Origin of the sequence: Citrobacter sp. LUTT5 (assembly GCF_009905315.1) — a bacterium.
Classification (GTDB): domain Bacteria; phylum Pseudomonadota; class Gammaproteobacteria; order Enterobacterales; family Enterobacteriaceae; genus Citrobacter; species Citrobacter freundii.
In genome coordinates this window covers 1,379,355-1,394,563 of record NZ_CP047606.1, presented here as the reverse complement: position 1 = coordinate 1,394,563, position 15,209 = coordinate 1,379,355, and the positions used below count along the sequence as shown (strand labels likewise).

The 15,209-nt window shown below is 52.4% G+C and carries 8 protein-coding genes; all 8 read right to left on the bottom strand.

Annotated elements, in window-relative coordinates; genetic code table 11:
* Window positions 1-105: 105 nt before the first annotated feature.
* The gene (locus GUC46_RS06530; RefSeq protein ID WP_371729204.1) at window positions 106-5,667 is read right to left on the bottom strand and encodes an adhesion domain-containing protein; all 5,562 of its coding nucleotides are present in this window, start codon (window positions 5,665-5,667) and stop codon (window positions 106-108) included.
* A gap of 133 nt (window positions 5,668-5,800) precedes the next feature.
* On the bottom strand, window positions 5,801-6,757 hold the full coding sequence (locus GUC46_RS06525; RefSeq protein WP_003838469.1) for a SinI family autotransporter-associated protein: 957 nt from the start codon (window positions 6,755-6,757) through the stop codon (window positions 5,801-5,803).
* A 58-nt stretch (window positions 6,758-6,815) separates the two neighbouring features.
* Window positions 6,816-9,014, bottom strand: a complete 2,199-nt coding sequence (gene sinH, locus GUC46_RS06520) for an intimin-like inverse autotransporter SinH (RefSeq protein ID WP_130714449.1) — start codon at window positions 9,012-9,014, stop codon at window positions 6,816-6,818.
* 205 nt (window positions 9,015-9,219) lie between these two features.
* On the bottom strand, window positions 9,220-9,438 hold the full coding sequence (locus GUC46_RS06515; RefSeq protein WP_003838464.1) for a zinc ribbon domain-containing protein: 219 nt from the start codon (window positions 9,436-9,438) through the stop codon (window positions 9,220-9,222).
* A gap of 53 nt (window positions 9,439-9,491) precedes the next feature.
* Window positions 9,492-10,526 (bottom strand): Gfo/Idh/MocA family oxidoreductase, encoded by a 1,035-nt coding sequence (locus GUC46_RS06510; RefSeq protein WP_130714448.1) that lies wholly within the window; start codon window positions 10,524-10,526, stop codon window positions 9,492-9,494.
* Window positions 10,527-10,589: 63 nt separating this feature from the next.
* On the bottom strand, window positions 10,590-12,131 hold the full coding sequence (locus GUC46_RS06505; RefSeq protein WP_003037736.1) for a peptide MFS transporter: 1,542 nt from the start codon (window positions 12,129-12,131) through the stop codon (window positions 10,590-10,592).
* Between the two features lie 299 nt (window positions 12,132-12,430).
* A complete protein-coding gene (gene der, locus GUC46_RS06500) occupies window positions 12,431-13,903 on the bottom strand; it encodes a ribosome biogenesis GTPase Der (protein WP_003037733.1) in 1,473 nt (490 codons plus the stop codon).
* Between the two features lie 117 nt (window positions 13,904-14,020).
* The gene (bamB, locus tag GUC46_RS06495; RefSeq protein WP_003037730.1) at window positions 14,021-15,199 is read right to left on the bottom strand and encodes an outer membrane protein assembly factor BamB; all 1,179 of its coding nucleotides are present in this window, start codon (window positions 15,197-15,199) and stop codon (window positions 14,021-14,023) included.
* Window positions 15,200-15,209 lie beyond the last annotated feature (10 nt).

The following is a 15,209-nucleotide window of genomic DNA, read 5'->3' as shown; positions in this document are numbered from 1 at the left end:
AAGACTACGCCATCGCTGCTGGTTTCGCAGACGGATTGCCGCTGCTGTCTTTCATGGTGACGGTGAGCGGGATCTCTTCGCCTTTTTTGACTTTCACCGCATCGCTTACCTATCGAGGGCAATACTGGAAGTCCGTTCAATCGTCGCAGGTACCGGTGAATGCGGGTCGACCAGGCAAACCTGCGCCCCTGTATTACTCGCAGAACTGCTTGACGATACGTTCCCCACATCCAGCCGCATAGACTGATAGTTCCCGGTATTCGCCGCGCGATCTACCGCAAACCAGAACCATTTTTCATTCACCGGCCAACCATAACGTTCAAACAACGCTCCGCTGGGATTATCTGCATACAATGTTTGCAGATCGCTTAATAAAGGCTGATACGCCTCATCACAGTCGGACTTCCCGGTCGTCAGCGTGGTGGATTGCAACCTCAACGGCCAGCGTTCATTGCTACTGGCAACGCTGGAAGTATAACCCGACGTCTCCGCAGCAAGATAAGGGCGATGGAATGTGACGCCAGCGCTGTTCGTCACCGTTTCCGGCATATGGCCCCACATGGCAGCCTTATCGCTGTCCGGGCTGGTGAGAACGGAAAAGATTACGTTTTTACTCACCGTGGCTAAACTGTCTCCCTCCACCGTGGCGGTTACCGTCGTTTTCAGGCCGCTCGAATTGTCCTGCGCTAAGGTTAATTGCACCTTACCGTCGGTATCCGTCATCCCATACCATTTCGACGAACCGGAATTGAAACTCGTCGCACTCCCCTCAGGCGTAACGGGCGTCAAGGTCATATAAGCCTGGGTGTTTGTTATCACCGTACTGGCGCGCGTGGTCGATGAAGAACGCCCCACCACCACCACGGTATTGGCCTGTGGGATGCCGGCAGCATTTTTTACGCTAACCGTTAGCGGTAACGTTTCACCTTTCTTACTCATGAAGCTTGCGTACGTCTCATTCCATAGAGTGGAGGAGTCAAGCGTAATGGCATACTCACGTTTTGCCGTCAGACACAACTGCGTTACGTTGGTCGGGGACGAAGATGTCGTTGTGTTCATGACACCATTACGAAAATTAATGTATTGATATAAAGACGTTTGCCCGCTTAGCGTCTTATCACCCGCCCACCACCCATACGAGGCGATCATCGGAAGACCGTAATCAGCGGTTAATGCGCTATCCGGGTGATCGTTATACAGCGACGTTAAATCGGCCGCCGTCGGCATTTGGTTCATCGTGCAGGCCCCGCGCCCGCTATTCACATTTTTCACCGTGTACCACATTTCATTGTTTTGTATGACCGACTCCGTATCCGTGGTTGAATTCAGCTCATACCTCAGCCTTGGGCGCATAAATTCCGCGCCGTTGCTGGCGGTGAAAGTCTCCGGCATATGCCCCCACATCTGGGCTTTACTGCTGTCTGGACTGGTGAGTACGGTAAACACTGTCGACAGCGACGAGGTTGCCGCTGGGGTTTTATACAAGCTGGCGTTCAACACCGTTTTCAACCCCGGCCCAGTATCTTCACCTACATCAAGAGACAGCGTGCCGTCCGAGCCGGTGACCCCATAATAGGTGCCGTTATAAAGCCAGGTCTGCGGCGCCTGTCCGGTCAGCACCAGCTCCATGGTTGGTATGGTCCAGGAAGTAAGCGCACTGCTGCCGCGTATCGAACCTCGGTCTCGCGTCAGGGTAAACACTGCGTTCCCTACCGGGTTACCGGCAGCATCCGTGGTGGTGATCGTTAACGGCACTCTTTCACCCGTCTTCACTTTCACCGCCTGCGCGGTTTTGTCTATTGCCACCGTCGAGGTCAGCGCGATCATCGTTGCCTGTGCAGCCCCCGTACTCGTACAAATCTGGTACTGCATGGCGCTGGTATCCGTCGCCGACACCGAATGATGGCTGCCATCATCCAGATCGACGACATAAAAATCGATGGGCGCTTCAGAAGAAAACTTACTCACATAGCTACCACTCCAGTAGGAGTAGTCTATCGGCCAGCCCTGTGCCGTCTTGATGCTTCTGTCCGGGTATTGGCGATAAAGCGCGTCCAGAGCGTCGATGGCAGGGTAATACCCGGCCGCGCACATCTCCGCATTGTTTTTGCGGCCATCAGGGCCGTAAAACCGGGACCACGCCTCGTTATCTTCCGTATAACTCATCACATTGAGGGTATTACTCAGCTCCGCGTACAGCAGCGGCCGGTGGTAGCTCGTACCGTCTGCCGCCGTCAGCGTGTCCGTCATATGCCCCCACAGCGTCGCCTTGTCCGAGTCGGGGCTGGTGACCACCGTAAAGATGGTGTCGAGGCTGGCACTCACGCTGGCATTGCCGTACAGCGCCGCCGTTATCGCCACTTTAGTGCCATGCGTATCCGGGCGGGTCACATTGATGATTTTGCTACCGTCCACGCCCGTCAGGCCGCCGATTTTCGTCGCCGTGTCGTTAACAGATTCGCCGTCAATGACCACCGGCGACACAATACCATCACCGCTGCCAGCGGCATGTTTAACATTCTGTCGGGTAAAACCATCACCACGGCTCATGACAAAAGGCGCTTGCGGCACAGGGTTTCCATTGGCATCTTTCACCGTGACCTTCAGTTGTAGCGTCTCGCCTTTCTTCACTCTTACCGCATGTACGCTATTAACGTTGTTGTCATACCACTGCGACGCATCCACCGGTTCAATGGTGATGGACGCCGCCGCCGGGTTATCGCTGGTCAGGCAACTGACGTAATCCGAAACATCGCCCCCCGCCGTCACCTCTCCACCCGACAACGATATCTGTTGCCAGCTGGACTGGCTGGCGTACGTGACGGACCAGTAGCCCAGCCCCACAGGCCATCCGGCAACCGTATGTATCTCGCCGTCATTGTTGGCATTGTACAAAGTGGTAAGCTGGTCGATACGTGGCAGACGATTAAGCGCACATCCCCCGGCTGCGGTATTTCCCAGCGCATCGGCATGTGTGAGGCGAGCCCAGGTTTCATTCGCTTCATCCTGGGTTCGGGTTGCCCCTGACTCTGCCGCCAGTTTCGGGCGTTCAAACGTGAGATTATCCACGGTTATGACGTCCGCCATATGCCCCCACATATGGGCTTTTGGCGTATCCGGGCTTGTCGGAACGGTAAACTTCACGCTACGCGAGATAGGCGAGTTTAGCAGTGAATCAATCGGTACTACGCTTAGCGGTGTGATTAACCCCACGCCGCGTGGCTGCTCAAGAATAATTTGCGCGTCACCGTTCGCATCCGTCATCCCCTCATACGTCATTGAAGATGTACCCGCGCCATAGGCAACGCTGTCAAATAGCAATTCCCCCTGACTTGGGTCAGTAAAGCCGGTGGTCATCCCGCTGCGATTTTTGCCGAGCCCCATGGTGACTGAAAACTTCACATTCGCTATCGTTGCTCCGTTCAACGCATTTTGCGAATGGACGTTCATTTTGATTTGCTCGCCTGTTTTGGCGACGGGCAGGCGTAACGAAACATCGTCATTGAAATAGACGCTCAGTTGAGCCACCATTTCATTGGCTGAACAGGTCAGATAGTGGGCTGAGCCACCGACCCCCTTGCTACCATCGTCCAGATTAAAGTACGCCATCTGCGTGGCATCATCGGCCATATAAGCATCAGACGCCGTCGGCCAGCCGTGTTCTGTCAGGATTTTATTATCAGGATGTGCGCTGTAGAGCGTTTCAAGAGAACCCGTGTCGGGGACCTGACCTGCGCCACACTGATTCGTGGCAGAGATCAGAGAATCGAAGGTGGCCCATTCTTCGCTATTTTCACTTTGCTGACCGGTTTTATGACTTGTTTCGAACGCCAATAGCGGACGCTTGTAGAGATTTCCTTTCTCCACAATACCCCGTTGCATATGGCCATACATATTCGCCCCGTCAACGTCCGGGCTGGTTATCACCGTAAAAATCACATTAAAGGGGAACGTGATGCTTGCGCCTTCATCATCCGCCATCACAATGCGGATCGGCGTTTCTACCCCTATCCCATTGTCATGACTTAACGACAAATGTACCTGACCGTTCGCGTCCGTTACCCCGGTATAGTGTTCCGGGGACGATGCACGCATATCATCACTACGGACAACGACCCGCAGATTATCCCACTCATCTTTATGCTCCCCTTTACGGTTAGAGGCGGGGTCGACAAACAGTTCAAGATAGCGATAAGGCAACGGTTTATTGGTATTCCGGTCAACCACGCTGGCTATCACATCAATCGTCTCGCCGACTTCCGCCTTGTATGGCGCATCGGGAGAAAGCGTGATTTGTGGATACGCTAAAGGCAGCGCTTTATCCACGCAGCTCACAAGTAAAGCCGTACTGTTGCTTTCTCGTATCACCGCCCCACTCCCCATACTGGTAGCGTAGTGATAAATATCGAGCTGATCTTTCGTGGACGACCAGTAGGTATCAATTGGCCAACCGGGATAGGCCGCCGCGGTGCTGTGGGCGGCCCGCAGCGCCACCAGCTGTTCGGCATCCGGCAAAATGGCACAGTGGTTATCCGCGCTATCCCAGGTAAACTGCGCCCAGCTTTCATTGCTGGCAGCAAAAGTAGCACTAGTACCACTGGTTTCCGCCGCCAGTTTTGGACGCGTGAAGGTATAGATGACGCCATCGACGTTTGCCGTAGCGCTTTCTTCCATATGCCCCCACATCGCCGCTTTGTCGCTGTCCGGGCTGGTCAGGGTGGTGAAAATGACATCGACGCTGTCTTTTAGCGCCGTATTGTTTGCCGGCATCACCGTCAGGGTAGTTTTTACGCCGGGACCGTTTGCCTGGGTGACGGTCACTGTCGCTTTGCCGTCAGCGCCCGTAACACCGTGGTATTCCGTCGCCGTGGTGGTCAGTTCCGTATCACCAACGTGTACCGGTGCATTATTGTTGACGATGTTCTGGCGGTTAAGCGCATCGCTGCGGGTAATAATAAATGCGGTATTGCCCACCACGTTACCGGCGCAATCGCGGGTGGTAACGGTCAGCGTGATACTTTCCCCTGCTTTGACCTTGGCTGCTTTTAACGTGTCGTCCATCGGCACGGCGCTGAGTGACAGTGGCTCGCCCACGGCGGTAGCTACGTCAATCGCCACTTTTTGTTCGGTTAAAGCAACCGTATTGCTGTTCGGTGTTCCCGTCGACGTAATGAGGTAAAGCGCGGGTAGCGCACTGCTATCTTCCAGTTGTGGCCAGACCACGTAATGCCCGCCGGCCATATTCTGCGCACAGAACGTTTTATTGGCGACCGGCTGCGGGTTAAGCGGTTCATCCGGTGTGGCGGCATCTGCCCAGACTAAACTGATAGCGGGCGTCTGTTCGCTTTCCCAGCGCAGCGGCGGTATGGCGAACAGATCGCCCTCGGTATCGAGCGGATTAGCCAGCTGCAGTGCGCTGGCTGAATCGTCAACGCTGAAGTCGCGGGGCATCGCGCTGAAGGCCACAGCGTGCGCTTCACCGGGAGAGAGCACAACGCTGCCCTGATAAACCGGAACGAACGCGCTGTCCGCCGTCGGCGGGGTGCCGTTTATCGCATCCGTAGCTGTGCGCAACTCCTGCCATGCCCCACTTTTTAGTGCAGAAAGTACCGGCACTGCACCCATTAACAGAGCTAACGCCAGTAAAGAGCGATAAACTTTATTCACCTGCCAGATCCCCCATCCTTGAGCAGTCACTACCCATTTATTCTGTGTTCGCGTTTCAACACACTTTGCTTAACCCCGAGCTAAACAAAGGGCGCGGAAAAACCGCTCCCTAAGGAAGCGGTCTTGCACGGTTTTATTTACGTTGGTAGTCGATAGACAAGCCATATCCCTGGACGCCATCGTTGCCGAGGGTAACGCCATCGGCATAATCGAAGGCAGCCTTCGCTTCGGCGTTGGTAAGCGGAATAACCAGATCGCTATTGTTGTAGGTAGCGTTGACAATCCCACCCACAGTGCCCAACTGCAGACTGTTACCGGTGAATTTCCAGCGGTAGTTGTAATCACTGGTAACTTCTTCACCTGCATCGTAAGAGCGACTGGCGTTTTTATCTTTCCACAGCAGCACTTTATAGGTGGTGTTGGTTTTAAGTTTGGTGCTCGTGCCCAACAGATTGGTTGTTGTACCCGCCTCGTAGATGACGACGTGGACATTTTCATCGACCACCGGACCTTCCGGAATGTCATCATCGTCAGAACCACCGCCAGCGTTGGTCGACAGATCGTTTAGCAGCAATTCTGTGGCAACATTCGGATCGCCGGTAGTTGTGGTAGGCGTAATTTTAATACCGATGTAGCGATCGGCATCCGCAGCCTGAATTTCATAGGTGTCGCTGCCTTTTGTACCTATCTCTTGTGCATCGCCGCCATTCTGATCGCTATAGCTCATCCACTGCACAGTCGCTTTGGTCGCCGTGTTATCCGCATCCAGGTCACCTTCCGTATCGCCGATAGCCCAGTTGACCTTCACTTTGTCGCCCGCGTGAAACTGCCGGTCACCTTCAGTTGCCACGGTTCGACTACCACGGTCAATCGTCACCGTGACATGTGCTTTATCCGTTTCCGCCGTTTTATCTGCAGCCCGTGTAATCCACGGGATAGTCCCTTGAATAGTACCGGTACTTTCTGTCGCGCTTTGCCACTGACCGGCTTTCAGATTCCCATTAGCCGCGACTGCAGGCACAGCACAATACCCTGCCACAGCCAACGCCAGTGCGACCTTCGTCAGCCGCCGTTTTAATACTAATTGCATCAAGACTCTCCTTTTTCTTCAACATTCAGCGACTGGCTGGTCAGCCACTACGCTGACACTATTTCTGGCTATACACCACGCGTATGCCATAGCCCTGAATACCATCCTGCTCATGAGCAGCGAATTTTTGCGCAGCCTCTCTATTTGTTGCTGGCAACACCAGATCTTCATTGCGGGTATTGGCTTGTGCTCCGGTATTTCCCGTCACGCTTTGCCCGGTAAATTCCCATTGATAGTCATAAAGCGCCATTTCATCTTCTGCCAGTTGTTCTGACATCTGGAAAACGCCGTCTTTATTGGCATCACGCCACAGTACAAATCGATAGGTATTATTAACGACAGGATGCCTATCTTGTTTGCCGCTCAAATTAACGGGAGAAGATGTTTTCATTTGATAAATGAGCGCATTCAACGCATCAAACGCATCACCGGTAAACGTCACGTCAACATAGTTACTGTCGCCGTAGGCGTCTTCCTTCGCTTTCCAGCGAAACGTACCAGGAAGCGTACTGGAGAGCGTGACGGTTCCCGCCTTTTTGTCACGGCTGGCAATGAAGACGCAGGGCAATTCGGCGGTACAAGCGGTGGAAGAAAGCGACACCTTTTTGTCATTGCTGTCATAGAGTTCAGGCGCCATAGCCTCATCCACCAGCACTTTACCGTTACGATCGGTCGTATCCCCAAATGAATCGGTCAGCACCAGGTCCATCACAACACCATCGACGCCATCCGCCAAAGCGCTGGCCTCATGGCTATGATCGGTACGATCGGCGTCGGCGACGTTATCGACAATCAATTCGATTTTACGATCCTGCTGGACGGTAATTTCCACAGCACCCGAGTTTTGCTTATTCCCCTTTTCATCTTCCAGGGTCATGCGCACTTTCCAGGTATTTAACTCTGTACGCTGTGCTTCTGTATCCGCATTGACCCACGCAGGGAGGACCAGATTCCAGCGGTTATTATTCCCTTCAGTGAGGGCATCAGCTTTTACTACTGGCATCACTAATGTGCGATTGGCATTATTTTTTGCCTGCCAGGAGGCGGAGATGATTTTGTAGTGATGAGAGACAAGCGCATTGATCGTCCACTTACATTTCTCCAGTCCCACCGCAGACTCAGGCGTGTCTTCAATTACGCATTCAGGATGGACATTGGTCGCATCGGCTTTGAGCCATAACGCAACATCAAGGGGATCTTTTTCACGGTATTCAAGAACGATAAAATTATTACGCTCGACAAAATCGGTACGACTGCCCATTAAAGATCGCTGAATTTTTACGTTTTCCGGATCAAGCTGAGCCGCCAGGGGCGTACCTAACTGATAAGTGACGGTTGCGTTGATGCTAAGGTCGGCATTATCTCCAGTGCCGGCTTTGTAATCTGCACCCAACGTGACCATCGGCACAGGCATGTAATTGAGACCAACGGTTACCGCATGGGGATTTTTTTGTAAATTGTCGGTACCAAATAATGCCACTTCATCGCCATAGTACTGCTCGTAGACTAATTTCCCACCGATCTGTGGATAAAATGACAGCCAGCTTTCAGCCCGAATATCCCATCCCCGGGCAGGGCGCTCTTCATAAAACTCGAAATCCTCAGACTCTTTCCAGTCAGAAAGTGGATGGTAATAGTTGCCAGAGAGCTTCAGATAATCTGTCCATGCCTCAGTGCCCAAACCTAAGCGACGGTGCCCACGGCTAAAATCGTAGTCATAAAAAGCGTTGCCACCGAGTAACCAATCCCCCACATTTTGACGCAAGCCAAAACCGATATTTCCAATGGTCCGGTCCTCTTTACGCTGCGCGGAGACTTGGCTAAAAATCAATGTATATTGGTTATCGTATAAGGGAACAAAATAGTCGAGAGAGCTACCATCAAGATCGCCACCTTCGCCAACAGATAAACTGGTCCGTACTTTTCCGTACGGTGACATTAACCCTTCTATATACGATTGCGTGGAGGAGGTAATTTGATTTTGAAAATAGCTTTGCGCCTGTGATTTCAACGCGTCAGGCGTCAGGTTTTCAAAGCCTTGTGTCGCAGAGTTAATAAAATAGTCGGCACCTTTCTCTTTAATGGATTGTTCTTCGTTATTATGCTGTTCTTTTAGTACCGACTCACTGCCGAGATCGGGCAACGTAGACTCACTTATGTTATTGGTTGCTGCAGGCGCAACAATATTGTCCCCGGCAATAACTGCACCAGAAACGAATAGAACAAGCAAGATAACAAAGCGCGCCCTTCGGGCCATAACATGTTCCTGTATTAACAAAGTTGCTGTACAACAGGAACATTATATTTATGATTCAACCTAATGAATGCCTTTATAACCTAAATATAATCCTAAAAAATCAGCCAGATTATCAAAGCAAGATAAAACATTTGTAATAACAATAATTAAAGCTGATTAGCATTCATAATAAATATTAATCAGCAAAAGTTATTCATAATGTAATTTATATTATTACATTATATTCCACGCGTTTCTTCGAAATAAGGCCATGGCCGTTCTGACAGAAATAATCCACCGCTCCGCAGGCTTTTAATACTTGCAGTGGCAGATGGCATTCCGGACAACGCGCTTCCAGTTGAATATCTTTGTGACAATGCTCGCAGTGCGCCACACCATTTTGCGGCTCCAGCTCTGCATGACAATCCGGGCAGGTAATCGACATATCGTGTCCTTATACAGAAAATGTATTGCTGCTTTTATATTAACACCATGCGCTTAATGTGGCCCACGTAACTGCTGCTGCAATGTTAACAGGCACTCCACTTCTTCCAGCCTGCGCAGTGTCGTTTGGCTCACCTCCTGCGGACAACGTTCAAACAAACTTTGCGCTCCCAGAATTTGCTCAGCGAGACAATGGGCGTAAATCGTACCAGTAATGCTCCAGCGTTGTACCACCTCGCCGTCAATCACTTCCAGTACATCTTCTGTACCGCGTCGGTCATGGCTGATAATACGTCCGTCACGCAGATAAAGCCGCAGACCTTTTTGCCCACCAGCTGGCCCCGCATATTTGTTGAGCCGGATATCCAGTGGAATGCCGCTAATCTGCCCCTGAAGATGCGCCTCGCCTTCTGCCGTGGTCAGGTCACTCTGGGGGATATCACGTCCCAGACGGTCTTTAGCACTCACTAACCGCAGCACCATCTCATTATTCCCTCCCAGATACCGTACCGTTTCCCGCAGCATTGCTAACACGTGCGTACCGATATCCAGAATCACGCCATCCGGGTGGCGAAGTTCACGCGTGTCCGGTTCACCGGTGGCAAAGTTAAGCGCTATCGGCTCCCCTGCAGCGTTAAATCCACTTGGCTCCTGCAAAAAACCTTCGATTTTCACAATCTCGGCAAAAGTGCTGACCAACCCTCGTTTCACCGTTTCGATGCGCGCCATCCAGTGGTCGAGTGCCAGTGCACGATCGGCGGCTCCTGGTTGAGCCAGCAGCATTTTCAGTTTTTCAATTTGGGAGAGCGTGGCGACAATAGGTTTTTCAACCACGATACGTGCGATGGGAGAGGCCAGGGCCTGTTCAAGCACCTCAAGGTGATGCAAGGATGCGGTCGTGACGAACAGGGTATCAAGAGGCTGAGTAAGCAGCTCTTCGAGCGACGTACAACGCGTCACGCCTGTTGGCTGTTTTGTGGGTTGAACATCAAACCCCACACAGCGTAATGAATCACCGAAGAGGCTACGTAATGCGGGCAAGTATGCCGTTTCAACGACTGCGCCCAGCCCAACAAACCCTAACAGCATGTTCTCACCTCAAAAGTTGAATTACCGGGGCATAACGTCTGCCCCAGCATCATCGAGGTGCTATCAGGCGCTAGTTGCCGGTTTAGTCTGTGTATTCTCCAGCATGCGACGAATCGGAACAATGAGAACGATCAGTACCGCGGCGCAGATAAGCAGCGCAATCGAGCAGCGCGCGAAGAGATCTGGCAGCATATCAAGCTGGTCGGCCTTCACATGACCACCAATCAGACCCGCGGCCAGGTTACCCAGCGCACTGGCGCAGAACCACAGACCCATCATCTGTCCACGCATTCTTTCCGGTGCCAACAGCGTCATGGTCGCCAGACCAATTGGGCTCAGGCACAGCTCGCCGAGCGTAAGCATCAGGATACTGCCTACCAGCCAGAATGGAGAAACACCCGCGCCGCCATTTGCCAGCACGTCTTGCGCCGCCAGCATCATCACGCCAAAGCCCGCCGCTGCGCAGAGAATGCCGATGACAAACTTGGTGATACTGCTTGGGCGAATATTCATGCTCGCCAGTTTTGGCCACGCCCAGCTGAATACCGGGGCCAGCAGAATGATGAACAAAGCGTTAATCGACTGGAACCATACTGCCGGGATTTCAAAATCGCCGATCATACGGTTAGTGTAGTCGTTGGCGAACAGGTTGAACGAGGTAGGTTTCTGCTCAAAGGCAGACCAGAAGAACGCAGCGGAAACCAGCAGGATAAAGCAAACCAGCAGCCTGGCGCGTTCTTTACGGTTCAGCCCCGCAAAGACGAACAGATAGATAAAGTAAAGCGCAACTGACGCGGCAATCACGTACACCAGCATGCTGGCAACCGCGACCGGGTTAATCACAATCACTCCCTGCGCAATCAGGGTAACAACAATTGCTACACCAACTGCCAGCGCCAGCAGCCACGCGCCCACACCATTACGTTTCACAACCGGGCTGTTCCAGGTCGAGTCCAGGCCCACTTCGCTATCGTAGCGTTTCATCGCCGGAACGGCAAAGATACGGAAGATGAGCAACGCCACCAACATTCCGATACCACCGATACCAAAACCCCAGTGCCATCCGTGAGTTTTAATCAGCCAACCGGAGATCAATGGCGCGATGAAGGAACCCAGGTTGATACCCATGTAGAACAGCGAGAAACCGCCGTCACGGCGCGCATCGCCTTTTTTATACAGCGTACCCACCATCACCGAGATACAGGTTTTGAACAGGCCAGAACCGAGCACAATGAACATCAGGCCAATAAAAAACAGGTTGTCACCCATGATGGCCGAGAGTGCAATCGACAGGTGACCAAGTGCTATCAGGATGGAGCCATACCATACCGCTTTTTGTTGACCAAGCCAGTTATCCGCCAGCCAGCCACCTGGCAGCGCAGCAAGATACATGGTACCGGCAAAGATACCGACAATCGCCGAGGCATTTTCACGCGCCAGTCCCATGCCGCCGTCATAAACGGTAGCCGCCATAAACAGGATCAGTAACGGACGAATGCCATAAAACGAAAAACGCTCCCACATCTCAGTAAAGAACAATGAGCCGAGCGGATAAGGATGACCGAAGAAAGTTCGGCTTTCTTTTTGATTAACAGAGGATTGCATAATTCTCCCGAAAGTTATGTCGTCGTGCGTGTAAACACCGCGATGTACGCCGACCAGTTACGTAGCTGGTCGATTTTTTACATGCGGCGAAGATTTATTTAACCATTTGATAACCTGGCAGTAGTTTTGTCTAGTACCAACCGGGGGACTTTAAGATGAAAACTCGACAATTGTCTACTTTCTTAGATTTAAACTTGGTAAAAAACGAATAGTGATTGACATTGCGCGGGCTGAGGTTGACGTTGGAATAACGAAAAAAACCCGCGACAAGCGCGGGTTTTCATCTGCATCAGCAACGATTACTTACTTTTTTTAATGTGTTTAATCAAACGCTTACGTTTACGCATCTGAGTCGGAGTCAGCGTATTGCGTTTGTTGGCAAACGGGTTTTCCCCTTCTTTGAACTGAATACGGATCGGCGTCCCCATTACGTCCAGAGATTTGCGGAAATAGTTCATCAGATAACGCTTGTAGGAATCAGGCAGGTCTTTGACCTGGTTACCGTGAATCACCACGATTGGCGGGTTATAACCGCCCGCGTGGGCGTATTTCAGCTTCACACGACGACCACGCACCAGTGGCGGCTGATGATCTTCTACTGCCATGGTCATGATGCGCGTCAGCATCGCGGTGCTCACGCGACGGGTGGAGCTGTCATACGCTTCACGGACCGATTCAAACAGATTACCCACACCGCTGCCGTGCAGCGCAGAGATAAAGTGTACGCGTGCAAAATCAATAAAGCCCAGACGGAAGTCCAGCGTCTCTTTGACCTGCTCTTTTACTTCCTGCGTCAGACCATCCCACTTATTCACAACGATAACAAGTGAGCGCCCACTGTTGAGGATAAAGCCCAGCAGCGACAGGTCCTGATCGGAAATCCCTTCGCGCGCGTCAATCACCAGCATCACCACGTTGGCATCTTCAATCGCCTGCAGCGTTTTGATAACTGAGAATTTTTCTACCGCTTCGGTAATTTTGCCGCGCTTACGCACGCCCGCGGTATCGATAAGCACATATTCGCGCTCATCGCGCTGCATCGGAATATAAATACTGTCACGCGTGGTCCCCGGCATGTCGTAAACCACCACACGATCTTCGCCAAGAATACGGTTAGTAAGTGTGGACTTACCTACGTTCGGGCGACCCACGATCGCCAGTTTGATCGGCAAATCCTGCGGATTGAAATCATCTTCAGGCTCTTCTTCGCCATTTTCTTTGGCTTCCAGCTGCGCCCAGTATTCCGCGTCTTCGTCGACTTCTTCCTGCGGAGCAACGTCATCCATCCACGGCAGCAGAACATGCTCCAGCAGGCTGAGAACGCCACGACCATGGGACGCCGCGATCGGATAAATTTCACCCAGACCCAGAGAGTAGAAATCAACAACCGCCTGGTCAGGATCGAGTCCGTCAGTTTTGTTGGCTACCAGGAACGTCGGTTTCTGGCGCGAGCGCAGATGTTTCGCAATAGCTGCATCCGCTGGCATCAGGCCAGCACGCGCGTCCACCATGAACAGCACAACGTCCGCTTCTTCGATAGCCAACAGCGACTGTTCCGCCATACGGGTTTCAACACCGTCTTCGGTGCCATCAATACCGCCGGTATCAATACAGATAAACTCGCGGCCTTCAATTTCCGCACGACCGTACTTACGGTCACGAGTCAGACCCGGGAAATCCGCAACCAGCGCATCTCGGGTGCGAGTTAGACGGTTAAATAACGTGGATTTGCCAACGTTAGGGCGCCCGACAAGCGCGACCACAGGTACCATGTTTAAAGCCTCATTTAAAAAATCATCAGACAACGGGCACATTTTTGCTCCGTTGTTAAAAACAGTAAAACGGCCCCTGCACCAGGAGCCGTTTTTCAAAGCGAGCGGCCGCGACGATTAACGGGTAATAGAGTACAGCGTACCGTCTTTCGCCTGGATCAGCAGTTTACCATCAGCAGAGACCGGCTCGGTCAGGAAACCTGAGCTGTCAACTTTCTGCTGGGCAACAAAACGGCCATCGTCAACGTTAATCCAGTGCAGGTAGCCTTCGCTATCACCGACGACCAGATTGCCGTTATACAATACCGGGGACGTCAGCAGACGGTGCAGCAGATCGCTTTGCGTCCACAGCGTCACGCCGCCATCGGTGGTCAGTGCCAGCACGCGGTCATTCTGGTCAACCAGGTAGATACGGTTACCGTCGACGATGAAATCATTCACCGAGCCCAGTTCGCGTTTCCACATGATCTGACCACTGCGCAGATCCAACGCCGTCAGGTTACCATTATAAGCCAGCGCGTAAACAACGCCATTGACGATAACCGGCGTGGTATCAACGTCGCTCAGACGATCGATTTCCGTTGGGCCTGTCGCCTGAGAGATACGCTGCTGCCAAATCATCTGGCCCTGCTGCATCAGCACGGCGCTTACGCGACCGTTATCACCGCCAACAATAGCTGCGCCAAAGGCGGTTGCCGGAGCGGATTCGCCACGCAGAGACAGAGAAGGCATGTCGAGGTTAACGGTCCATTTGATGGCGCCGTCGGCTTCGTTTAAGGCCTGCAACTGACCGTTGCTGGTGTGGATCAATACCACGCCATCGCTCACAACAGGACGAGACAGCGCTTCACCAGCGACTTTCGTCTGCCATGCGGTAGTACCGTCACTGGTGTTCAGCGCATAAACCTGTGCTTTTTCACTGCCGATATAAACATGACCGCCGGACACGGTTACACCGCCAGAAAGCTGTGCAGATGCACGGGAGAACCAGCCATCTTTCTCACCCAGATTCACAGACCAGACTTCTTTGCCGTCGCCTGCGTTCAACGCTTTAACTACACCAGCGCGAGAGGCAGCATAGACAACGTTATCCGCCAGCGCAGGATGAAGATTGGAATAGAAATCACCAATACCGTTTCCTACAGAGGTGCTCCATTCCGTAGACGGAGTAAACTGGTTTTCAACTACCGGTAATGGGGACATCTTAACGACATCTTCTTCGCCACTAAACAGTGAACAGCCGCTCAATAGGGTAACGGAAAGCAGCCCTGGCAGAAGTAATTTACGCAATTGCATCGGGTCCCTC

Coding starts and splice junctions, on each gene's coding strand:
- GUC46_RS06525 (WP_003838469.1), bottom strand. CDS start 6,757: ATGCAATTAGTATTAAAACGGCGGCTGACGAAGGTCGCACTGGCGTTG.
- sinH (WP_130714449.1), bottom strand. CDS start 9,014: ATGGCCCGAAGGGCGCGCTTTGTTATCTTGCTTGTTCTATTCGTTTCT.
- GUC46_RS06515 (WP_003838464.1), bottom strand. CDS start 9,438: ATGTCGATTACCTGCCCGGATTGTCATGCAGAGCTGGAGCCGCAAAAT.
- GUC46_RS06510 (WP_130714448.1), bottom strand. CDS start 10,526: ATGCTGTTAGGGTTTGTTGGGCTGGGCGCAGTCGTTGAAACGGCATAC.
- GUC46_RS06505 (WP_003037736.1), bottom strand. CDS start 12,131: ATGCAATCCTCTGTTAATCAAAAAGAAAGCCGAACTTTCTTCGGTCAT.
- der (WP_003037733.1), bottom strand. CDS start 13,903: ATGGTACCTGTGGTCGCGCTTGTCGGGCGCCCTAACGTTGGCAAATCC.
- bamB (WP_003037730.1), bottom strand. CDS start 15,199: ATGCAATTGCGTAAATTACTTCTGCCAGGGCTGCTTTCCGTTACCCTA.